19 protein-coding genes and 2 tRNA genes are annotated in these 23,248 nt (G+C 62.0%); 20 read left to right on the plus strand and 1 reads right to left on the minus strand.

Translation table 11 applies throughout. The features are described 5' to 3' along the window. From N0K08_RS17950 to N0K08_RS18030, 17 genes are all read left to right on the plus strand, one after another. The coding region (locus N0K08_RS17950; RefSeq protein WP_456301238.1) for an EF-Tu C-terminal domain-related protein at positions 1–254 on the plus strand (254 nt) is incomplete at its 5' end. A gap of 14 nt (positions 255–268) precedes the next feature. After that, positions 269–344: transfer RNA gene (locus N0K08_RS17955), tRNA-Trp, on the plus strand. 88 nt (positions 345–432) lie between these two features. Continuing rightward, a complete protein-coding gene (secE, locus tag N0K08_RS17960) occupies positions 433–816 on the plus strand; it encodes a preprotein translocase subunit SecE (protein ID WP_261501770.1) in 384 nt (127 codons plus the stop codon). Then, a complete protein-coding gene (gene nusG, locus N0K08_RS17965) occupies positions 816–1,409 on the plus strand; it encodes a transcription termination/antitermination protein NusG (protein ID WP_261501771.1) in 594 nt (197 codons plus the stop codon). Before secE ends, nusG begins: the two co-directional genes overlap by 1 nt. 107 nt (positions 1,410–1,516) lie before the next feature. Then, a complete protein-coding gene (rplK, locus tag N0K08_RS17970; RefSeq protein WP_159915168.1) occupies positions 1,517–1,948 on the plus strand; it encodes a 50S ribosomal protein L11 in 432 nt (143 codons plus the stop codon). 1 nt (position 1,949) lies between these two features. Further along, positions 1,950–2,645, plus strand: coding sequence for a 50S ribosomal protein L1 (rplA, locus tag N0K08_RS17975; RefSeq protein WP_261501772.1), 696 nt, complete (start codon positions 1,950–1,952; stop codon positions 2,643–2,645). A 241-nt stretch (positions 2,646–2,886) separates the two neighbouring features. Continuing rightward, a complete protein-coding gene (rplJ, locus tag N0K08_RS17980; protein ID WP_261501773.1) occupies positions 2,887–3,414 on the plus strand; it encodes a 50S ribosomal protein L10 in 528 nt (175 codons plus the stop codon). A gap of 40 nt (positions 3,415–3,454) precedes the next feature. Beyond that, on the plus strand, positions 3,455–3,826 hold the full coding sequence (gene rplL, locus N0K08_RS17985) for a 50S ribosomal protein L7/L12 (protein ID WP_261501774.1): 372 nt from the start codon (positions 3,455–3,457) through the stop codon (positions 3,824–3,826). A gap of 275 nt (positions 3,827–4,101) precedes the next feature. Next, complete coding sequence (gene rpoB, locus N0K08_RS17990) at positions 4,102–8,214, plus strand: DNA-directed RNA polymerase subunit beta (RefSeq protein ID WP_261501775.1); 4,113 nt, start codon at positions 4,102–4,104, stop codon at positions 8,212–8,214. 21 nt (positions 8,215–8,235) lie between these two features. After that, positions 8,236–12,462 (plus strand): DNA-directed RNA polymerase subunit beta', encoded by a 4,227-nt coding sequence (rpoC, locus tag N0K08_RS17995; RefSeq protein WP_261501776.1) that lies wholly within the window; start codon positions 8,236–8,238, stop codon positions 12,460–12,462. Between the two features lie 114 nt (positions 12,463–12,576). Next, the gene (locus N0K08_RS18000; RefSeq protein WP_261501777.1) at positions 12,577–13,170 is read left to right on the plus strand and encodes a LemA family protein; all 594 of its coding nucleotides are present in this window, start codon (positions 12,577–12,579) and stop codon (positions 13,168–13,170) included. Between the two features lie 5 nt (positions 13,171–13,175). Then, on the plus strand, positions 13,176–14,561 hold the full coding sequence (rsmB, locus tag N0K08_RS18005) for a 16S rRNA (cytosine(967)-C(5))-methyltransferase RsmB (protein ID WP_261501778.1): 1,386 nt from the start codon (positions 13,176–13,178) through the stop codon (positions 14,559–14,561). Continuing rightward, complete coding sequence (locus N0K08_RS18010) at positions 14,521–15,192, plus strand: DUF4390 domain-containing protein (protein WP_261501779.1); 672 nt, start codon at positions 14,521–14,523, stop codon at positions 15,190–15,192. The genes rsmB and N0K08_RS18010 overlap by 41 nt, the downstream gene beginning before the upstream one ends. Continuing rightward, positions 15,189–17,522: a sensor histidine kinase gene (locus N0K08_RS18015; RefSeq protein ID WP_261501780.1), complete on the plus strand. Its 2,334-nt coding sequence runs from the start codon at positions 15,189–15,191 to the stop codon at positions 17,520–17,522. The genes N0K08_RS18010 and N0K08_RS18015 overlap by 4 nt, the downstream gene beginning before the upstream one ends. Before the next feature lie 14 nt (positions 17,523–17,536). Then, positions 17,537–18,229 (plus strand): response regulator, encoded by a 693-nt coding sequence (locus N0K08_RS18020; protein ID WP_261501781.1) that lies wholly within the window; start codon positions 17,537–17,539, stop codon positions 18,227–18,229. 69 nt (positions 18,230–18,298) lie between these two features. Continuing rightward, positions 18,299–18,374: transfer RNA gene (locus N0K08_RS18025), tRNA-Phe, on the plus strand. Between the two features lie 232 nt (positions 18,375–18,606). Further along, entirely contained in the window at positions 18,607–19,305 is a 699-nt protein-coding gene (locus tag N0K08_RS18030) for an alpha/beta hydrolase (protein WP_261501782.1), read from the plus strand. 189 nt (positions 19,306–19,494) lie between these two features. Here the strand turns inward: N0K08_RS18030 and N0K08_RS18035 are convergent, their stop codons facing one another. Continuing rightward, a complete protein-coding gene (locus N0K08_RS18035; RefSeq protein ID WP_261501783.1) occupies positions 19,495–19,932 on the minus strand; it encodes a DUF4148 domain-containing protein in 438 nt (145 codons plus the stop codon). A gap of 201 nt (positions 19,933–20,133) precedes the next feature. Between N0K08_RS18035 and N0K08_RS18040 the strand changes: the two genes are divergently transcribed. From N0K08_RS18040 to N0K08_RS18050, 3 genes are all read left to right on the plus strand, one after another. Beyond that, positions 20,134–21,072: a LysR family transcriptional regulator gene (locus N0K08_RS18040; protein WP_261501784.1), complete on the plus strand. Its 939-nt coding sequence runs from the start codon at positions 20,134–20,136 to the stop codon at positions 21,070–21,072. 171 nt (positions 21,073–21,243) lie between these two features. After that, a complete protein-coding gene (locus N0K08_RS18045) occupies positions 21,244–22,158 on the plus strand; it encodes a dioxygenase family protein (RefSeq protein ID WP_261501785.1) in 915 nt (304 codons plus the stop codon). A gap of 86 nt (positions 22,159–22,244) precedes the next feature. Beyond that, a complete protein-coding gene (locus tag N0K08_RS18050) occupies positions 22,245–23,240 on the plus strand; it encodes a Bug family tripartite tricarboxylate transporter substrate binding protein (protein WP_261501786.1) in 996 nt (331 codons plus the stop codon). Positions 23,241–23,248 lie beyond the last annotated feature (8 nt).

Below are 23,248 nucleotides of genomic sequence, written 5' to 3' on the forward strand. Positions count from 1 at the left end.
TGTTGAGCAAGGACGAAGGCGGTCGCCACACTCCTTTCTTCAACAACTACCGCCCTCAGTTCTACTTCCGTACGACGGACGTGACCGGTGCGATCGAGTTGCCTGAAGGCAAGGAAATGGTCATGCCTGGCGATAACGTGTCGATCACCGTCAAGCTGATCGCTCCCATCGCCATGGAAGAAGGTCTGCGCTTCGCTATCCGCGAAGGTGGCCGTACCGTCGGTGCCGGAGTGGTTGCCAAGATCATTGCATAATTGATTACTGTTTTAGGGGTATAGCTCAATTGGCAGAGCGTCGGTCTCCAAAACCGAAGGTTGTAGGTTCGATTCCTACTGCCCCTGCCACCTCGGTGGTGAAATAAAAAAAGCCCGCCAGAATCTGGCGGGCTTCAGCGTCTTCGGCGTGGCGCGATGAGCGCGAGAGAAATCATATATGGCCACAACTCAGGTTGAAACAGTTAGTTCCGTTGCCGATAAGGCGAAGCTTGCCGCAGTAGCGGCTTTGGTCGTTGCTTCCATTGCAGGCTTTTACCTGCTGAGCAAGCAAGGCCCGCTCGCGCAATGGGGTGTGCTGATCGTCGGTCTGGTGGCTGCAGCAGGTATGTTCCTGGTGTCTGAACCAGGCAAGCAGTTCGTGGGCTTTGCCCGTGACGCTTGGCGTGAAGTCAAGAAGGTTGTCTGGCCTACCCGTAAAGAGACGGTGCAGATGACAGCCTACGTTTTCGTGTTTGTCGTCGTCATGGCTTTGTTCCTTTGGCTGACCGACAAGACACTGGAGTGGGTTTTGTACGATCTGATTTTGGGCTGGAGGAAGTAATGACAGATGCTGTCGAAATGGGCGTAGCAGAAACCACGGGTTCTGCTCCCGCATCCAATCCTGACCTGCGCTGGTACATCGTCCATGCTTATTCGGGCATGGAAAAGGCCGTTGAGCGCAACATTACCGAACGCATTGTGCGCGCCGGGATGGAAAACAAGTTCGGTCGCATCCTGGTGCCGACCGAAGAAGTGGTGGAAATCAAAAATGGCCAGCGCAAGACGACCGAGCGTCGCTTGTTCCCTGGCTATGTGTTCGTCGAAATGGTCATGGAAGACGACACCTGGCATTTGGTCAAGCACACCAACAAGGTGACCGGTTTTGTCGGCGGTGCGAAGAACCGTCCTGCGCCTATCTCGGAAGAGGAAGTGCAGAAGATCGTGAGCCAGATGCAGGAAGGCACGGACAAGCCGCGCCACAAGGTCGAATTCATGGCTGGCGAACTGGTTCGCGTCAAGGACGGTCCGTTCACTGACTTCAACGGCTCGGTCGAAGAAGTCAACTACGAAAAGAACCGCCTGCGAGTCTCCGTCATGATTTTCGGCCGGTCCACACCTGTCGAACTCGAATTTTCCCAGGTCGAAAAAACCTGAGATCCAGTTTCGCACCTCTCGGCTCGGTGCGAAATTTTTTAGTGAGTCGTTAACCCCCGGGGAGCTGTACGCAAAACGTGCAGCGTTAAAACCCGCAAGGAGCAACCATGGCGAAAAAAATCGTCGGCTTCATCAAGCTGCAAGTCCCAGCTGGTAAGGCCAACCCATCCCCACCAATCGGTCCCGCACTGGGCCAACGTGGCCTCAACATCATGGAGTTCTGCAAGGCGTTCAACGCCCAGACCCAAGGTGTCGAGCCAGGTCTGCCTTTGCCCGTGGTCATCACGGCTTTTGCCGACAAGAGCTTCACCTTCATCATCAAGACCCCGCCTGCGACGGTCCTGATCAAGAAGGCCATCAAGTTGGACAAGGGCTCTGCCAACCCCAACAAGGTCAAGGTCGGCAAGATCACGCGTGATCAGCTGGTTGAGATTGCTAACACCAAGCTCAAAGACATGAACGCCGCTGACGTGGACGCTGCTGTCCGTACGCTGGCTGGTTCCGCCCGCTCGATGGGTGTTCTGGTAGAGGGTTTGTAAAATGGCCAAGTTGACCAAAAAGCAAAAAGCCTTCGCAGGCAAAGTCGATGCCAACAAGCTGTACGCTTTCGCGGACGCTGTGGTGTTGGTGAAAGAAGCTGCTACCGCCAAGTTCGATGAATCCATCGACGTGGCTGTGCAACTGGGCGTGGATGCCAAGAAGTCGGACCAAGTGGTGCGCGGCGCTGTTGTGCTGCCTCACGGTACTGGCAAGGCCACCCGCGTTGCGGTGTTCGCACAAGGTGCCAAGGCTGAAGAAGCCAAGGCTGCCGGCGCTGACATCGTTGGTATGGACGACCTGGCCGCTATGGTCAAGGCCGGTGACATGCCTTTCGACGTGGTGATCGCTGCTCCCGACGCAATGCGCGTTGTGGGTACGCTGGGCCAGATCCTCGGCCCCCGCGGCCTGATGCCTAACCCCAAGGTTGGCACCGTGACGCCTGACGTCGCTACGGCTGTGAAGAACGCCAAGGCTGGTCAGGTGCAGTACCGCGTCGACAAGGCCGGTATCGTGCACGGCACCATCGGCCGTCGTTCGTTCGACAACGAAAAGCTCCAGGGTAACCTGGCTGCTCTGATCGACGCCCTGGTCAAGTCCAAGCCCGCTACGAGCAAGGGCGTGTACCTGCGCAAGGTTGCAGTTTCGTCCACGATGGGCACCGGTGTCCGCGTTGACACCCAATCCATCGCAGCGTAATTGCGAAAAATCTTCGGACCGGTCTCAGGACCGGTCTGATGTGGTGGGCTGTGGTCTGGCGCTCAGGCGCCAGGCCCAGGCCATCCAAGACCGTTGGTGCGCAACCTGGTTGTGCTTAAACCCGAATGGGCCAACGCAGATGGCGATCCCGCTGCAGATGGATGTATTTCCTGAACAGTTGGTCGCTGCAACAAGAGCGCGTACGAAGGATTTCCGACGTATGCATTTTAAGGAGTAGACCTTGAGTCTTAATCGCAGTGAGAAAGAAGCGGTCATTTCCGAAGTGACCAGCCTCGCCGCTAAAGCTCAAACGCTTGTGATCGCGGAATACCGTGGCATCACGGTCGCCGACATGACCAAACTGCGTGCTGATGCTCGCAGCAAGGGTGTGAGCCTGAGCGTGTTGAAAAACACCCTGGCCCGCCGTGCTGTCGCCGGTAGCGCGTTTGACGTGGTGGCTGACCAGATGACTGGTCCGCTCATCTATGGCTTCTCTGAAGACGCAGTGGCCGCCGCTAAGGTGGTGGCCGACTTCGCGAAAACCAACACCAAGTTGGTTATCCGCGCAGGCGCTTTCGGTGGCAAGGCCCTGGATGTCGATGGCGTGAAGCAACTGGCAAGCATTCCTTCCAAGGAAGTCCTGCTGGCACAAGTGTGTGGCTTGCTTATGTCCCCTATGTCGCGTACGGCCGTTGTGCTGGGCGCGCTGGCGGCAAAGCGGAGCGAAGGCGTTGCCGAAGTGGCCGCCGAAGAAACTGCTGCGGCCTGAGCGCCCGGTAGTCAACCAACAAAATTGTTAGGAAATCAAAATGGCATTCGATAAAGACGCATTCTTGACCGCGCTGGACAGCATGACGGTTCTGGAACTCAATGACCTGGTGAAGGCCATTGAAGAGAAGTTTGGCGTGAGCGCTGCCGCTATGGCTGCTCCCGCTGCTGCTGGTGGCGCTGCTGCCGCTGCTGAAGAGAAGACCGAATTCAACGTCGTTCTGCTCGAAGCTGGCGCCAACAAGGTGTCCGTGATTAAGGCTGTGCGCGAAATCACCGGCCTGGGTCTGAAGGAAGCCAAGGACCTGGTCGACGGCGCTCCCAAGAACGTGAAGGAAGCGATCGCCAAGGCTGACGCTGAAGCCGCTCTGAAGAAGCTGGTTGACGCCGGTGCAAAGGCTGAAGTCAAGTAATTGACCTCAATCCCTAGGCTGGAGTGCCCGCAAGGCTCTCCAGCCTTTGGCGCTTATGGAACTTGTTTCCAGAACGCACCAAAAAGCGGTCGCGAAAGCGAGCGCTTTTTAGTGTCTTCTGACAACCCGACAGCAGAAGACGCCTTGGTTCGGGCGGTGTGCAAGGCACCGTCGTCAGCCATGGTTGGTAGTGGCCAACCGCCAAGCCCGCAGGGAGCTTTCCATGTGGGGCAGTCGTCGAAGACCCAGGACTCATGTCTTTGCCCGGAGATCTCATGGCCTATTCTTACACCGAACGCAAGCGGATTCGCAAAAGTTTCGGCAGCCGCGATAGCGTGCTCGAAGTGCCGTATCTGCTGCAGATGCAAAAAGACGCCTATACCGCGTTTTTGCAAGCAGATTCAGCCCCCAAAAAACGTACTCACGAAGGTTTGCAAGCAGCATTTAACGCCGCCTTCCCCATCGTCTCGCACAACGGTTTTGTGGAGATGAAGTTTGTTGAGTACAACCTTGCCAAGCCCGCTTTTGACGTGCGCGAATGCCAGACCCGTGGTCTGACCTTCGCCTCGGCTGTGCGCGCCAAGGTTCAGCTCATCATTTACGATCGCGAATCCTCGACCAGCCAATCCAAGGTGGTCAAGGAAGTGAAAGAGCAAGAGGTCTACATGGGCGAAGTGCCCCTGATGACCGAAAAGGGCTCTTTCATCATCAACGGCACGGAACGTGTGATCGTTTCGCAGCTGCACCGCTCGCCAGGCGTGTTCTTCGAACACGACAAGGGCAAGACCCATAGCTCGGGCAAGCTGCTGTTCTCGGCACGCATCATCCCTTACCGCGGCTCTTGGCTGGACTTCGAGTTCGACCCCAAGGACATGCTGTATTTCCGCGTTGACCGCCGTCGCAAGATGCCGGTCACGATTTTGCTCAAGGCCATCGGCCTGACGCCTGAATCCATCCTCGCCAACTTCTTCGTCAACGACAATTTCCGTTTGATGGACAGTGGCGCGCAGATGGAATTCGTGTCCGAACGCCTGCGTGGCGAAGTGGCCCGTTTCGACATCACCGACAAGTCGGGCAAGGTGATCGTGGCCAAGGACAAGCGCGTGACGGCTCGCCACACGCGTGAGCTGGAGCAATCGGGTACCAAGTTCATCAGCGTGCCTGAGGACTTCATGATCGGCCGCGTGGCAGCACGCCACATCGTCGATCCCGACACCGGTGAAATCATTGCCAAGGCCAACGAAGAGCTGACCGAAGCGCTGCTGAAGAAGCTGCGCAGCGCCGGCGTTCAAGACCTGCAGTGCATCTACACCAACGAGTTGGACCAGGGCTCCTACATTTCGCAGACGCTGCGCATCGACGAAACGGCCGACGAATTCGCCGCCCGTGTCGCGATCTACCGCATGATGCGTCCCGGCGAGCCACCAACCGAAGACGCAGTCCAGGCTCTGTTCCAGCGCCTGTTCTACAACCCCGATACGTACGATCTGTCGCGCGTCGGCCGCATGAAGTTCAACGCCAAGGTTGGCCGCGACGGTGCGACCGGTCCGATGGTGCTGTCCAACGAAGACATCCTGGCCGTGGTCAAGATTCTGGTGGACCTGCGCAACGGCAATGGCGAAGTCGATGACATCGACCACCTGGGCAACCGCCGCGTGCGTTGCGTGGGCGAGCTGGCCGAAAACCAGTACCGCACGGGTCTGGCGCGTATCGAAAAGGCTGTCAAGGAACGTCTGGGCCAAGCCGAGCAAGAGCCTTTGATGCCCCACGACTTGATCAACAGCAAGCCTATTTCGGCTGCGTTGAAAGAGTTCTTCGGCGCATCGCAGCTGTCGCAGTTCATGGACCAGACCAATCCTCTGGCCGAAATCACCCACAAGCGCCGTGTTTCGGCCCTTGGCCCGGGTGGTTTGACGCGTGAACGTGCCGGCTTTGAAGTGCGTGACGTGCACGTGACCCATTACGGTCGCGTCTGCCCTATCGAAACGCCTGAAGGTCCAAACATTGGCCTGATCAACTCGCTGGCCCTGTATGCGCGCCTGAACGAGTACGGCTTCATCGAAACGCCTTACCGTCGCGTGATCGACGGCAAGGTGACGGCTGAAATCGATTACCTGTCGGCAATCGAAGAAGGCAAGTACATCATTGCCCAGGCCAACGCCGAACTCGACGCTGAAGGCCGTCTCTCGGGCGACCTGGTGTCGGCCCGCGAAAACGGTGATTCGACGCTGATCTCGGCAGACCGCGTCCAGTACATGGACGTGTCGCCAGCCCAGATCGTGTCGGTCGCGGCATCGCTGATTCCGTTCCTGGAACACGATGATGCGAACCGCGCCTTGATGGGTGCGAATATGTCGCGCCAGGCCGTGCCTGTGCTGCGTCCCGAGAAGCCCATGGTCGGCACCGGCATCGAACGCGTCGCCGCGGTCGACTCCGGCACCGTGGTGACGGCAACGCGTGGCGGTATCGTGGACTATGTCGACGCTACCCGCATCGTGATTCGCGTCAACGACGTGGAAGCCGTGGCCGGTGAAGTCGGTGTGGACATCTACAACCTGATCAAGTACCAGCGTTCCAACCAGAACACCAACATCCACCAGCGTCCCGTCGTCAAGCGCGGCGACCTGTTGGCCAAGGGTGATGTGATTGCCGACGGCGCGTCGACCGACCTGGGCGAAATCGCCATCGGTCAGAACATGCTGATCGCCTTCATGCCATGGAACGGCTACAACTTCGAAGATTCGATCTTGATCAGCGAGCGCGTGGTGGCAGAAGACCGCTACACCTCGATCCATATCGAAGAACTCGTGGTGATGGCCCGCGACACCAAGCTGGGTGCGGAAGAAATCACGCGCGACATTCCGAATCTGTCGGAACAGCAACTGAACCGCCTGGACGAGTCCGGCATCATCTACGTGGGTGCCGAAGTTCAGCCTGGCGACACGCTGGTGGGCAAGGTCACTCCCAAGGGTGAGACCACGCTGACGCCTGAAGAGAAGCTGCTGCGCGCGATTTTCGGCGAGAAGGCTTCGGACGTGAAGGACACCTCGCTGCGCGTTGACCAAGGTAGCTCCGGCACCGTGATCGACGTCCAGGTCTTCACGCGTGAAGGCATCCAGCGCGACAAGCGCGCCCAGCAGATCATCGACGATGAACTCAAGCGCTTCCGCCTGGACCTGAACGACCAGCTGCGCATCGTGGAAGCCGACGCATTCGACCGTATCGAGAAGCTCTTGATCGGCCGTGTTGCCAACGGTGGACCGCAGAAGCTGGCCAAGGGCGTCAAGCTCGACAAGGCCTATCTGGACGGCGTGGAGAAGTTCCACTGGTTCGACATCCGCCCTGCGGAAGACGACGTCGCAGCCCAGCTCGAGTCCATCAAGAACTCGCTGGAACAGACCCGTCACAGCTTCGACCTGGCTTTTGAAGAAAAGCGCAAGAAGTTGACGCAAGGCGACGAGCTGCCCGCGGGCGTGCTCAAGATGGTCAAGGTCTACCTGGCCGTCAAGCGCCGTCTGCAGCCTGGCGACAAGATGGCCGGCCGTCACGGCAACAAGGGTGTGGTCTCCAAGATCACGCCCGTGGAAGACATGCCATTCATGGCCGACGGCACCACCGCCGACATCGTGTTGAACCCGCTGGGCGTGCCTTCGCGGATGAACATCGGTCAGGTGCTGGAAGTCCATCTGGGCTGGGCCGGCAAGGGCATTGGCCAGCGCATTGGCGACATGCTGCAAGCCGAAGCCAAGGCCGCTGAGATGCGTGAATTCCTGGAACAGGTGTACAACTCGCGCGGCCGCCAGGAAGACCTGTCGCAGCTGAGCGACTCGGACATCATGGGCATGGCGGAGAACCTGAAGACTGGCGTGCCTTATGCAACGCCCGTGTTCGACGGCGCTTCCGAGCAGGAAATCCAGGACATGCTGGCTCTGGCCTACCCGCCAGAAATCGCGGCGCGCAAGGGCCTGACGGAAAGCCTGACGCAGGCCTACCTGTTCGACGGCCGTAGCGGTGATCGCTTCGAACGTCCGACGACCATTGGCTACATGCACTACCTGAAGCTGCATCACCTGGTCGACGACAAGATGCATGCCCGCTCCACCGGTCCTTACTCGCTGGTGACGCAACAGCCTCTGGGCGGTAAAGCCCAGTTCGGTGGTCAGCGTTTCGGTGAAATGGAAGTGTGGGCGCTGGAAGCTTACGGCGCCGCTTATGTGCTGCAGGAAATGCTGACCGTGAAGTCCGATGACGTGGTGGGCCGTACCAAGGTGTACGAATCCATCGTCAAGGGTGAACACTCCATCGAAGCCGGCATGCCGGAATCGTTCAACGTGCTGGTCAAGGAAATCCGTTCGCTGGGCCTGGACATCGAGCTGGAACGCTCCTAAGCGGAAAAGGAAAGAGTCACTATGAAATCGCTACTCGACCTGTTCAAGCAATTTACGCCGGATGAGCACTTTGATGCCATCCGCATCGGCATGGCTTCGCCCGAAAAGATCCGTTCGTGGTCTTTCGGCGAAGTGAAAAAGCCTGAAACCATCAACTACCGCACGTTCAAGCCCGAGCGCGACGGCCTGTTTTGCGCCAAGATTTTTGGTCCCATCAAGGACTACGAATGCCTGTGCGGCAAGTACAAGCGCCTCAAGCACCGCGGCGTGATCTGCGAGAAGTGCGGCGTTGAAGTCACGCAAACCAAGGTGCGTCGCGAGCGCATGGGTCACATCGACCTGGCCGCGCCCTGCGCCCACATCTGGTTTCTGAAGTCGCTGCCGTCGCGTCTGGGCCTGGTGCTCGACATGACGCTGCGCGACATCGAACGCGTGCTGTACTTCGAAGCCTATGTGGTGACCGATCCCGGCATGACTCCGCTGAAGAAATTCGGCATCATGTCCGAGGACGACTACGACGCCAAGCGCAAGGAATACGGCGACGAATTCATCGCCAAGATGGGTGCTGAAGGTATCAAGGACTTGCTGGACTCGCTCGACATCGAAATCGAGATCGAGAAGCTGCGCAATGACTTGACCGGCTCCGAAGTCAAGATCAAGAAGAACGCCAAGCGCCTGAAGCTGCTCGAAGCATTCAAGAAGTCGGGCATCAAGCCCGGCTGGATGGTGCTGGAAGTGCTGCCCGTGCTGCCACCGGACCTGCGTCCGCTGGTGCCGCTGGACGGCGGCCGCTTTGCGACTTCCGACCTGAACGACCTGTACCGCCGCGTCATCAACCGCAACAGCCGTCTGCGCCGTTTGCTGGAACTGAAGGCGCCGGAAATCATTGCCCGCAATGAAAAGCGCATGTTGCAGGAAGCTGTTGACAGCTTGCTGGACAACGGTCGCCGCGGCAAGGCCATGACGGGCGCCAACAAGCGCGCGCTCAAGTCCCTGGCCGACATGATCAAGGGCAAGAGCGGTCGTTTCCGTCAGAACTTGCTGGGCAAGCGCGTGGACTACTCCGGTCGTTCCGTGATTACCGTGGGTCCTTACCTCAAGCTGCACCAGTGCGGTCTGCCCAAGCTGATGGCTCTGGAGCTGTTCAAGCCTTTCATCTTCTCGCGCCTCGAAGCCATGGGCATCGCGACGACGATCAAGGCGGCCAAGAAGGAAGTCGAATCCGGCACCCCCGTGGTCTGGGACATCCTGGAAGAGGTCATCAAGGAACACCCGGTCATGCTCAACCGTGCGCCTACGCTGCACCGTTTGGGTATCCAGGCCTTTGAGCCCATCCTGATCGAAGGCAAGGCCATCCAGCTGCACCCCCTCGTTTGCGCGGCCTTCAACGCCGACTTCGACGGTGACCAGATGGCTGTCCACGTCCCTCTGTCGGTGGAAGCACAGATGGAAGCCCGCACGCTGATGCTGGCCTCCAACAACGTGCTGTTCCCGGCTTCGGGCGAACCTTCCATCGTTCCTTCGCAGGACGTTGTGCTGGGTCTGTACCACGCGACCCGCGAGCGCATCAACGGCAAGGGTGAAGGCATGGTCTTCGCTGACGTCGGTGAAGTGCAGCGCGCGCTGGATGCCGACCAGGTGGAACTGGCTGCCAAGATCACCGTGCGCATGACGGAGTCCCTCAAGAACAAGGAAACGGGCGAATTCGAGTCCGAGACCAAGTTGGTGGAAACCACCGTCGGCCGTGCATTGCTGTCGGAAATCCTGCCCAAGGGCCTGCCGTTCAGCAACATGAACAAGGCGCTGAAGAAGAAGGAAATCTCCAAGCTCATCAACACCTCGTTCCGCAAGTGCGGTCTGAAGGCGACGGTGGTGTTTGCCGACAAGCTGCTGCAAAACGGCTTCCGTCTGTCGACGCACGCCGGTATCTCGATCGCCATTGGCGACATGCTGGTGCCACCGCAAAAGCCCGAGATCATCGGTCGCGCCGAAGCTGAAGTGAAGGAAATTCAGCAGCAGTACGTCTCCGGTCTGGTGACGTCCGGCGAGCGCTACAACAAGGTCGTGGACATCTGGGGCAAGGCCGGTGACGAAGTCTCCAAGGTCATGATGCAACAGCTGGCCAAGGAGAAGACCATCGACCGCAACGGCAACGAAGTGGAGCAGGAGTCGTTCAACGCCATTTACATGATGGCTGACTCCGGCGCCCGCGGTTCCGCTGCCCAGATTCGCCAGCTGGCCGGTATGCGTGGTCTGATGGCCAAGCCTGACGGCTCGATTATTGAGACGCCTATTACCGCGAACTTCCGCGAAGGCCTCAACGTGTTGCAGTACTTCATCTCCACCCACGGTGCCCGTAAGGGTCTGGCGGATACGGCGCTGAAGACGGCCAACTCGGGTTACCTGACCCGTCGTCTGGTCGACGTGACGCAGGATCTGGTGGTGACCGAGCTCGATTGCGGCACGACCAACGGCACGCTGATGCGCGCCATTGTCGAAGGCGGTGAAGTCATTGAATCGCTGCGCGACCGTATCCTCGGCCGCACGGTGGCCGAAGACGTTCTGAGCCCCGAAACGCGCGCTCTGGTGGTTGCCGCCGGCACGCTGCTGGACGAAGACATCATCGACGGCATGGAAGCTGCTGGCGTGGACGAAGTGAAGGTCCGTACGGCCCTGACCTGCGAAACCCGCTACGGTCTGTGCGCTTGCTGCTACGGCCGCGACTTGGGCCGTGGCGGCCAGATCAACCTCGGCGAAGCCGTCGGTGTGATCGCTGCCCAGTCCATCGGCGAGCCAGGCACGCAGCTGACCATGCGTACGTTCCACATCGGTGGTGCGGCTTCGCGTGCAGCCATTGCGTCCAGCGTGGAAGCCAAGTCCAACGGCCTGATCGGTTTCAACCCGACCATGCGCTATGTGACCAACAGCCGCGGCGAACTGGTGGTGATTTCCCGTTCCGGCGAAATCGTCATCCAGGACGAGCACGGTCGTGAGCGCGAACGTCACAAGGTGCCTTACGGCGCCATCCTGACGATCAAGGCCGACCAGGCGATCAAGGCCGGAGCCATCCTGGCCAACTGGGATCCGCTGACCCGACCCATCATTACCGAATACGCCGGTAGCGTGCGTTTCGAGAATGTGGAAGAAGGCCTGACGGTTGCCAAGCAGCTCGACGAAGTGACCGGTCTGTCCACTCTGGTGGTGATCGATCCCAAGCGTCGCGGTTCGACCAAGGTGATTCGTCCCCAGGTCAAGCTGATCGATGCGAGCAACCAGGAAGTGAAGATCCCTGGCACCGACCACTCGGTGACCATCGGCTTCCAGGTGGGCGCGCTGATCCAGGTGCGTGACGGTCAGGAAGTGGGCCCCGGCGAAGTGCTGGCCCGTATCCCGGTCGAAGGCCAGAAGACGCGCGACATTACCGGCGGTCTGCCGCGTGTGGCCGAGCTGTTCGAAGCCCGTACGCCAAAGGACAAGGGCACGCTGGCCGAGATGACCGGTACGGTGTCGTTCGGCAAGGAAACCAAGGGCAAGGTCCGCCTGCAGATCACCGATCTGGAAGGCAAGGTTTCCGAAGAGCTGGTTCCCAAGGAACGCAACATTCTGGTCCACGAAGGCCAGGTGGTGAACAAGGGCGAATCGATTGTGGACGGCCCAGCCGACCCGCAAGATATTCTGCGCTTGCTGGGCATCGAAGAGCTGTCGCGCTACATCGTGGACGAAGTCCAGGACGTGTACCGCTTGCAAGGCGTGAAGATCAACGACAAGCACATTGAAGTGATTGTTCGTCAGATGCTGCGCCGCGTGGTGGTCGAGAACACCGGTGAATCGACTTACATTGCTGGTGAGCAGGTCGAGCGCTCGGAGATCCTCAACACCAACGACAAGCTGCTGTCCGAAGGCAAGATCCCCGCAACATATTCCAATGTGCTGCTGGGTATCACCAAGGCTTCGCTGTCTACCGATTCGTTCATCTCGGCGGCTTCCTTCCAGGAAACCACCCGCGTGCTCACCGAAGCTGCCATCATGGGCAAGCGCGACGAGCTGCGCGGTCTGAAGGAAAACGTGATCGTTGGTCGCCTGATCCCTGCCGGTACCGGTATGGCCTACCACCAGGCACGCAAGGCCAAGGACGCCATGGACGACGCCGAGCGCCGTTCCATCGCCGAAGCTGAAGCGGCCGAACTGGCTGGCATCATCGAAGAAGGCGCGGACACGGTGTCTGTCAGCGATCCTTCGGCCGATTAAGTCTCTGACTTGAGTTGCGCTGCGCCCCCGTTCCGCGGATAGTGGACGGGGGCGTTTTCATTGGTTCTTTCACTGAACCGGCCCGCGATAAGCGAAGCGGGCCGGCCCCTGTGCATGTGGTCTTTGTCCCTGGACTGGATAGTCCTGGCGGTGCTGGTTTTCTGGGCCGTGGGTGCCTACAACCGGGTGATGCGCTTGCGCTCGACCTGTGTGCAAGCGTTTGGTTCGCTTGACACGTATTTCATGCAGACCCAAGGGCTGCTCAACGAATGGAATGCCGTCCAGGCCCGGTCCGCCGAGCCTGGCGGCAGTGCGCACAAGCTGGCCTATGAGGCCTGGCAGCAAAGCCTGGGAGCGATGGGTGCGGCCTTGGCCGGCGCCCATGCCCGGCCGCTGAATGCGTCGGCCGTACAGGCGCTGGAGCGCGCCCATGACGCCCAGGCCGCGGCCTGGCACGCGTTGGCCGACATGCCTTGCGCGCCGGATGGCGAGGCCACCGAAGCGCAACCCCAGGTCTGGCGCCAGCGTTGGCAGCAGCAACAGGGACAAATCGGGCTGGCGACAGCCCAATTCAACACCGCAGTGGCGCATTACAACGCCGCCATTGCCCAATTTCCGGCGCGCGTGCTGGCATGGTTCTTCGGATTCCGCCCTGCACGCACGCTCGCCTTGGCCTTAGGGCCGCAGTTACCAGACAGTGCCGCATGAGTCGTATGTTTCCCCCTTCCTCCCGAGAGCCTGCCGGATCCGGGCAGCCCGCCACCGCTGGCGGCGCGCCCGCGCTGTCGCAGCAGCTGGCCGAAGTCGCCCAGGCCTTGCAGGCCATTCTGGCCGGCCAGTCCGGTACGGCCGCCCTGGCTGCCGTGCCCCAGCGCCTGCGCCCTGGCGTGCAGGCCTTGTTGTTCCAGGTGCTGCGCCAGCTGGGCCGCGCCCAGGCCTTGCGCGCCGAGCTGGCTCCGCGCACGCCGCCGCCGCGCGTCAATGCGCTGCTGTGCACGGCCCTGGCGCTGGCCTGGGATGAGTCCCAGGCGCCGTATCCGCCGTTCACCCTGGTCAACCAGGCCGTCGAAGCCGCCAAGCGCGGGCCGGCCCAGCGCCAGGCCGCGTTCATCAATGCCTGTCTGCGCCGCTTTCTGCGCGAGCGCGACGCGCTGGTGGAGAAAACCGACGCCCAGCCCCAGGCGCTGTGGAACCACCCACAGTGGTGGATAGACCGGCTGCAGCAGGACCATCCCGCGCAATGGCAGCAGATTCTGCAGGCCAACAATGCGCATGCGCCCATGACGCTGCGCGTCAACCGGCTGCAATCCTCGGTCGCCGACTACCAGCAGCAGCTGGCGGCCCAGCAGATGGCCGCTACCCCGGTGGGCGAGGCGGGGCTGGAGCTGACCCAGCCACAGCCCGTACAGGCCTTGCCCGGGTTTGCGCAGGGCCGGGTATCGGTGCAGGACTCCGCGGCGCAAATGGCCGCGCCACTGCTGCTCAAAGGCCTGGACCTGTCGCAGCCCCTGCGGGTGCTCGACGCCTGCGCCGCGCCTGGCGGCAAGACGGCCCACCTGCTGGAATACGCCGGTGTGGGCGCGCCCATGCAGGTGACCGCGCTGGAGATCGACGCCGAACGCAGCCAACGCATCCACGAGACCCTGGCGCGGGTCGGCGTGCAGGCGCAGGTACTGGTCGCCGACGCTTCGCGTCCCAACCAGTGGTGGCAGCAGGCCAGTGCCGGTGCGCAGTTTGATGCCATCTTGCTGGACGCGCCGTGCACGGCGTCGGGCATCGTGCGCCGCCATCCCGACGTGCGTTGGCTGCGCCGGGCCAGCGATGTGGACCAGCTTGCGGCCATCCAGTCACGCCTGCTCGATACCCTGTGGCCGCTGCTGCGAACCGGCGGGCGCCTGCTGTACTGCACCTGCTCGGTGTTCAAGGCCGAAGGCGATCTGCAGGTGCAAGCGTTCCTTGCGCGCAACACTCAGGCGCGCTTGCTGTCATCCCCGGGTCATTTAATTCCGGGCAATGCGGCGCAAACCGCAACTGTCCCGGACAATCAGCCCGGTGACCATGACGGATTCTTCTACGCCCTGTTGGAAAAAGCCCCCTGAGCGCGGCCGGTACGCCGGTACGTTGGCAGGGTGCTGGCAGCGCTGGTGCCTGGTCTGCCTGCTGTGCCTGGCGGGCTGGGCCTGGTGGGGCGACAGCCGGGCGCAGAGTGCCCCGGTGATTACGCAGATGCAGGTCGAGCGTGCGCCCGAAGGCCTCTTGCTGAGCGCAACACTGCAATTCGACATGCCGGAACAGGTGGAGGATGCCTTGCGCAAAGGCATTCCCATGCATTTTCTGATGCAGGCACAGGTGCTGCGCGAGCGCTGGTACTGGTCCGACCAGGAAATGGCCCAGTCCGCGCGCTATCTGCGCCTGAGCTACCAGCCACTGACCCGGCGCTGGCGCCTGCACACCTCGTCCACGCCTTTCACGGGGTCGGGCCTGGGGCTGGCGCTGTCGCAAACCTATGATGACCTCGCCGACGCCATGGCTGCCATGCAGCGCGTTGCGCGCTGGAAGATCGCCGAGAACGGTCAGGTCCCCGAAGAGACGCCGGTGACGGTGCACATGCGCTTCGGCCTGGACCTGTCGCAGCTGCCACGGCCGCTGCAGATCGGGGCCATGGGCCGCGCGGGCTGGAACCTGCAGATGGCGCAGAGCCTGCGTCTTGAAGGCGCAAGCACGCCATGAGCCTGCACAGCGAAGCACCCAGCGCACCGGCGGTCCGGCTCTCGCGCTCTGCGCGTTGGGCGCTGGGCGTGGGCGTGGGGCTGATGTGCGCCATCGGCCTGGTGCTGCTGTTTCTGCTGACGCTGGCCACGAACAACCGCGACGTCTACGAGCGCAATTACAACTGGCTGTTCACCGTCAACGTGCTGGTGGCGGCCGTGCTGCTGGGCGTACTGCTGTGGGGCGGCCTGCGGCTGGCGGTGCGCTTGCGCCGCGGGCGTTTTGGCAGCCGCCTGCTGCTCAAGCTGGCCGGAATTTTTGCGCTGGTGGGCGTGGTGCCCGGCCTGCTGATTTACGTGGTTTCCTACCAATTCGTTTCGCGCTCCATCGAGAGCTGGTTTGACGTCAAGGTGGAAGGCGCGCTGTCGGCGGGCGTGAGCCTGGCCAGCGCCACCCTCGATACCGTGGCCAACGACATGGCCCACAACACGCGCACGGCGAGTGCCCAGCTGGTCCAGGTGCCGGATGCCGCGGCGGGCCTGGAGCTCGAACGCATCCGCGACCAGCTCGGCGCGATCGATGTGGTGCTGTGGAGCGCTTCGGGCAAGGTGCTGGCCAGCGTGGGCCCGTCGAAGTTCGACCTGTTGCTGCCCGAGCGGCCCAGTGCCCAGCAAATGCGTGCCTTGCGCGAGCAGCGCGCGGTGGCCCGCATCGAGGGGCTGGACGATGCGCCGTCCACCAGCGACCCCGAGGCCTTGCAGCGCATGCTCCAGCAGGTGCGTGTGCGTACGCTGGCGCTGGTGCCCAATCCTGCCGTGGGCCTGCTGGCCGAGCCGCGCTATGTGCAGGCCACGCTGCCGCTGCCCACGGCGCTGGTCACCAACGCCTTGGCGGTGCAGGAAGCCAACCGCGAATACCAGGAGCGCGCCCTGGCCCGCGAGGGCTTGCAGCGCATGTATATCGGCACGCTCACGCTGAGCCTGTTCATGGCGGTGTTTGGCGCCATCCTGCTGGCCGTGGTGCTGGGCAACCAGCTGGCGCGGCCTTTGCTGATGCTGGCCCAGGGCGTGCGCGAAGTGGCCCGGGGCGACCTGCGCCCCAAGGCGTCGCTGCCCAGTTCGGACGAGCTCAGCGGGCTGACACGGGCGTTTGCGCTGATGACCCGGCAACTGGCCGAAGCCCATGCGGCCGTGGGCCAGAGCATGGCCGAGGTGGATGCGGCGCGCGCAAACCTGCAGACCATTCTTGACAATCTGACATCGGGCGTGATCGTGCTCGATGAGGTGGGCCATGTGGTCTCGAGCAACCCGGGTGCGACCCGCATCCTGCGCGTGCCCATGGCCGCCTACCAGGGACGCATGCTGGGTGACGTGCCGGGATTGGCCGAATTCGCCCAGATCGTGCGTGAGCAGTTCGCGCAGTTTCTGGGAGAAAGCGGCGCCTATCTGGGCCGCGATCGCTGGCAAAAAATCCACGAATTGCACAGCACCAGCGGTGGCGGCGTGGTGCACGACAGCACCAGCCTGGTGGTGCGCGGCGCCGAATTGCCCGATACCCAGCGCCTGCTGGTGTTTGACGATATCTCCGAAATTGTCTCGGCCCAGCGCGCTCAGGCCTGGGGCGAAGTGGCCCGCCGCGTGGCCCATGAGATCAAGAATCCGCTGACCCCGATACAGCTGTCGGCCCAGCGCCTCGAGATGAAACTGATGGACAAGTTGGAGCCGCCCGATCAGGCGCTGCTGGGCAAGTCGGTCAAGACCATCGTCGAGCAAGTGGGTGCGATGAAGCGCCTGGTGGACGAATTTCGCGACTATGCGCGCCTGCCGGCGGCAGAACTGTTGCCGCTGGACCTCAATGTGCTGGTCATGGACGTGATGAATCTCTATGGTGAAGAGAATGCGGCCGTGCCAGTGCAGGTTGCGCTGGACCCGGCATGCCCGCGGATCGCTGGCGATGCACAACAACTGCGCCAGGTGGTGCATAACCTGTTGCAAAATGCGCAGGATGCGACAGAGCAGGCCGCGACCGAAGCTGGCCGCGAACCTGAGGCGGTAGAGATCAGCACCCACTGGAGCGAAGTCACCCAGCGCGTGCGTTTGACGATTAGTGACAAAGGGTGCGGCTTTCCTGCGCATATCCTGCAGCGGGCCTTCGAGCCCTATGTCACGACCAAGGCGCGTGGCACGGGATTGGGGCTGGCCGTGGTCAAGAAAATAGCAGACGAGCATGGGGCCCGCATTGACTTGATCAACCGAGTAGAAAACGGGATGGTGCAGGGAGCACAAGTGTCGCTATCATTTGCCCCTGAAAGCAAGGCCCTCGCGGAGGGTTCCGCTCACCGCAGTACATAGGCGTTTCAAAACACATGGCAAACATACTGGTGGTCGACGACGAACTGGGGATCCGGGATTTGTTGTCGGAAATCCTCAATGACGAGGGTCATAGTGTCGACTTGGCGGAGAACGCGACGCAGGCACGGGCCGCGCGTCTGAGCAGCAGCTACGACTTGGTGCTGCTGGATATCTGGATGCCCGACACCGATGGGGTGTCTCTGCTCAAGGAGTGGGCGGCATTGGGGCAGTTGACGATGCCGGTGATCATGATGAGCGGTCACGCCACCATCGACACCGCAGTGGAGTCGACCCGCATAGGCGCGTTCTCTTTTCTGGAAAAACCCATTACCTTGCAGAAGCTTCTCAAGGCGGTGGAGCAGGGCTTGGCCCGCAGCACGGCCCAGGCGGCGCCGGCAGCAGGCCAGGTGGCCGTGGTGGAGGCCGGCAGCCCGGTATTGCCGGGGGTGGAGTCCATACACCACAACCTGGCCTCCAGCGGCCGTGCCATGGCGCAGGCCGGGCCCGAGCAGCACCAGGGCTTTGACCTGGACCGCCCGCTGCGCGAGGCGCGTGACGGCTTCGAAAAAGCCTACTTCGAGTTTCATCTGGCGCGCGAAGGCGGCTCCATGACCCGGGTGGCGGAAAAGACCGGCCTGGAGCGCACCCACCTGTACCGCAAGCTGCGGCAACTGGGCGTGGATCTGGGCCGAAACAAGCGCGGCTAGAAATTTTTCAAAAATTTTGCGTTTTTCGATTTTGGGGGCAAAAACTGCCCTTATACTTTGAGCTTCAGCGGCCCGGTAGCTCAGTCGGTAGAGCAGAGGATTGAAAATCCTTGTGTCGGCGGTTCGATTCCGTCCCAGGCCACCAAAACATGAAGCCCCAGATCAGAAATGATCTGGGGCTTTTCTGTTTGCGCGCGCAAAAAAGCCCTTGGCTGCCAGTGTGAACCATGGTTGAGGCCGTCCTGTACAGTCACACGGCTGCGGCGGGTGCCTGACTTTCAGCCAATGGCTGGCGCGGAACTCCGGGAGATTCATCCTGCCGCAGGCGATCGAGTCGTCATGAGACGAACAGTCTTCTAATCCAGAGGAGTGATCCCATGAGTGAAAAACCCACAATCGTACTGGTCCATGGTTTCTGGGGCGGCGCCGCGCACTGGAGCAAAGTGATCGTCGAACTCGCGCGCAAGGGCTATACCCAGCTGCGTGCGGTCGAGATGCCGCTGACCTCGCTGGCGGACGACGCGGAGCGCACGCGCAAGATGGTGGCGCAACAGCCAGGGCCCGTGCTGCTGGTCGGCCACTCATACGGCGGCGCGGTGATCAGCGAAGCCGGTGACATGCCCAATGTGATCGGCCTGGTCTATATCGCGGCCTTCGCGCCCGACGCTGGCGAAAGCCCCGGCGGCATCAGCCAGGCGCATCCGCCGGCGGCATTTGCCAATCTTGCGCCTGACAGCGACGGCTATCTCTGGGCCAAGTACGACAAGTTCCATGAGAGCTTTTGTCAGGACCTGACGGCGGACGAGGCCCTGGTGATGGCGGTGACGCAAAAGGCGCCGTTGGCCAGCACTTTCGGCGACACCGTCACTGCGCCCGCATGGAAAAAGAAGCCTAGCTGGTACCAGATTTCCAGCGAGGACAGGATGATCCATCCGGAGAACCAGAAGATGATGGCGGCGCGAATCAAGCCACGCAAGCTCATCACTCTGGCGGCGAGCCATGCCTCGCTGGCGTCGAAAGCGGCCGAGGTCAGCGCGCTGATCGATGAAGCGGCGATCGAGCTCGCCAAGAACTAGCCGCACGCGGTATGGCCGGCGCCAGCATAGGTCGCCGGCTGGTTCAACATCCGAGGGGGCCTGCTCGCGCCGTGCGCTTGGCAAAAATGCCTGCTCTAACTATTACACAATGCACCCAGAAAAAGGGCTGCCGAAAGGCAGCCCCTGGAAGGCAAGCGCTGCCCCCAAGAGGGCAGGCCGCGGGCGGGTTCAGGCGCCGGAGTAGACGGGCAGCGTGCCTGCCTGGATGGCCTGGATGAGTTCAGCTTTTACCTGCTCGCGGGTCTTGCCTTGGGCGGTGACGGCCTTGGCGGGGTAGCTGCCGGGGTACAGCTCGTTGAGCTTCATGCTGGCTGGGCCATCGGCCAGGATGTCGCCGGTGCGCTGGGCTTCGGCCAGCTCGGCGATGACCTGAGCGCGGGTCTTGCCTTGGGCAGCGACGGCCTTGGCGGGGTAGCTGCCGGGGAACAGTTCGTTCATCTTCATGCCGGTCGGGCCGTCGGCCAGGATGTCGCCGGTGCGCTGGGCTTCGGCCAGATCGGCGATGACTTGCGCACGGGTGAGGGGAGCGGCATCCGCGGCCATGGCCTGACCGGCGGTCAAGGCAGCGAAGCTGATGGCGATAGCACTGAGGTAAGAGCGGTTCATGGTGTCAATCCTTGGTTGTTGGCGGTGATGCAGTCGGGCTGTAGGCCCTGTGGCCTGCCTCGGCGAGGCGGCTGCGTCATTTGTCTCGTCGATGGATGAACTTTAAAATTTCCGATGACAAAGATAAACAACCAAAACGGAATACGAGCGTTTCTAAAAATGGAATAATCAATTTTTGGGCGATGTTCGAAAAGGTGCGACATGGACCGTTTGTTGTCGATGCGGGTGTTTGAGCGCGTGGTGGACGAGGGCGGTTTTGCCGCGGCGGCCCGCGCCCTGGACATGTCTGCCCCGGTGGTGACCCGCCTGGTGGCGGATCTGGAAGACCACCTGGGGACCCGGCTGCTGCAGCGGTCCACGCGCCACCTGTCGCTTACCGAGGCGGGGCAGACCTATCTGGGCCGGGTGCGCAACATCCTGCAGGACATCGATGAAGCCGATTCCGTGACCAGCTCCCAGACCAGCGAGCTCAAGGGCTTGCTGCGCGTGCACTCGCCGCCGGTGCTGGCGAACTATGTGCTCGCGCCCATGCTGGCCGAGTTCCGGCGGCGCTATCCCCAGATCGAGCTCGACATCGAGGTGGCGACGACGGGTGAGCCGCCCTATGAAGCGTTCGACATCACGCTCATGGGCACGATCGACGATTTCAACGGCGAGGTCGTGGCGCGCAAGGTGATCGAGGCCGAAGCGATTCTGGTGGCGTCACCGGCCTATCTGCAAAGCCGTGGAACGCCGCAAACGCCCGAGGATCTGGCCGGCCATGAGTGCCTGCGACTGCGGCTGACGGGCACCCGTCCGCGCGCCTGGCGGATGTGGCGCGCCACGGAGCCTGAGCATCCGGTGGAAGTGGCCGTGACACCGGTGATTGCGGCCAACCACACCGACACCTTGCTGCGGGCCGCGCTGGATGGGGCCGGCATCACTTCGGTGACGCTGGACATCGCGGCGCCTTATGTCACGCGGGGCGAGCTGGTCCGGGTGCTGAGCCCCTGGATCACCGGCCGCCTGGCCATTTACGCGGCCTTGCCCAGCCGCAAGTTCATCCCGCAGCGCACCCGCGTCTTTCTGGATTTTCTGGTCGAGCAGGCCCGCAAGGACGCGAGCCAGGCCTTGCAGGCCTGCGCAGCCTGCCATTCCTGAGGCAGCCCGGGGCGTGGTCCTCCGCTGGAAGAATACATCGACAAAATCGAACAGATCCTCGCAAATAATTCAATAGATCAACGGCGTGCATGAAATTACGCTTGTGCCGTGACTGGTGTGCCGACCTTTCTGCACCCGGCGCGAAAACGATAAAAGCACAAGGAGACAAGCATGGCCGAAATGACCCAGAACCAGCTTCTGGAGCTGGTGAACAGCACGCAGACGGCGCCTGGCAACCCGCGCGTGCGGCAGCTGACGCAGCGTGTGGTGAGCGACCTTTTTCACACCATCGACGAGCTCGATGTCACGCCCGACGAATTCTGGGCCGCCATGGACTGGCTCGGCCGCCTGGGCGCCAGCGGCCAGATCGGGCTGATCACGGCGGGCCTGGGCTTTGACCGTTTGCTGGACATCCGTGCGGACGAGGCCGATGCCAAGGCCGGCTTGCAAAGCGGCACCCCCCGGGCCATCGAAGGCCCCTTGTTCGTGGCGGGAGCGCCCTTGTCACAAGGGGAAGTCCGGCTCGATGAAGGCGAGCCCCAGGGCGAAGTTTTCGTGATGGAAGGCCAGGCGCTGGACTTGCAAGGCCAGCCCGTCCCCCATGCACTGATCGACGTCTGGCATGCCAACAGCCAGGGCGGCTATTCGCATTTCTTCCCCGGCATGAAGCCCTATGAACTGCGCCGCCGTATCCAGGCGGATGCACAGGGCCGCTATCGCTTTCGCAGCTACCTGCCTCCGGGCTATGCCATTCCGCCGGCCAGTCCCACGTCGGAGCTGTTCGCGGCCCTGGGGCGCCACGGCAACCGCCCGGCGCATATCCACTTCCTGGTGGTCGCCCCTGGCATGCGCACGCTGACCACCCAGGTCAACCTGCCCGGCGATACCTATCTGGACGACGACTTTGCGTTTGCCACGCGCGATGGGCTGATCGTGGCCCTGGAGCGCGGCGTCGACCCGGCTGGCTACGAATCGCTGGGCATCACCGCGCCCATGGTGCGCGCACGCTTCAACTTCGTGCTGCAGCCGGCGCTCAGCGAGAGCGAGTCCTTGCCGCTGACACGCATGGAGCGTGTCCGCAGCTGATCGTCGCGCTTTTTCGCCCACCTTTTACCTATCCATTGCCCTTTCCCTCTCGCAGGGAAGGCTTCCCCCTGTTCGTCTGTCCCATCATGAAATCTCTGCACCACTTCACCGCGGCCGTCGTCGCGAGCGCCGCCGCCTTGCTGCCCACCTTGGCCAGCGCGCAAACACCGCCGGCGTTTCCCAACAAGCCCGTGAACATCGTCGTTCCCTATGCCGCGGGCGGCCCCGTCGACAACTTGGCCCGGGCCTTGGCCATCCGGCTCAACAAGACCTGGGCACAGCCGGTGGTGGTGCTCAACCGCACCGGTGCGAATGAAATCATCGGCGCCGAATTCGTCGCCAAGAGCGCGCCCGACGGCTACACGCTGTTCGCGGCGACCGAAGCGGCCTTGACCATGAATCCGCACCTGTACAAGAAGCTGCCCTACAACGCGCCGAAGGACTTCGCGCCGATTTCGCGGCTGATCAGCGTGCCCATGGTGTTTTTCGTGCCGCAGAACTCCAAGGCCAATACGCTGCAGGAGTTCATTGCCCAGGCGCGCCAGGCCTCCAAGAGCAAGCCCATGACCTATGGCTCCTCGGGTGCCGGGGGCATCGTGCATCTGCCCCTGGCCATGTTCTCCAAGCAGGAAGGGCTGGAGATGGTGCATGTGCCCTACAAGGGCGCAGCGCCCTTGATCCCGGAAATCATCGCCGGCCAGATCGACGCCGCGGTGCTGGGTGTCTCGGTCATCGAGCAGCACATCAAGGGCGGCCGGCTCAAGGCCTTGGCGGTTTCCTCGGAAGCCCGCAGCGTGGCTTTGCCGGATGTCCCGACCTTCCGTGAGGCGGGCGTGCGCGATATCCAGGCGGTGTTCAACATCGGGCTGCTGGCGCCCGCAGGCACGCCCGCGCCGCTGGTGGAAAAGATCTCGGCGGACGTGCGCAAGATCCTGCTGGAGCCCGAGTTCCGCAAGACGCAGGTCGACGCTTTCTCCTATGTGGCGGTGGCTTCCACCCCGGCCGAATACCGCGACTTCCTGAGCCGTGACTACCAGGTGCAGGGCGAGCGCGTGCGCGCCTCCGGGGCGTCGCTGGACTGAAGCAACGA

The sequence above is a fragment of the Acidovorax bellezanensis genome (assembly GCF_025421555.1).
Classification (GTDB): domain Bacteria; phylum Pseudomonadota; class Gammaproteobacteria; order Burkholderiales; family Burkholderiaceae_C; genus Comamonas; species Comamonas bellezanensis.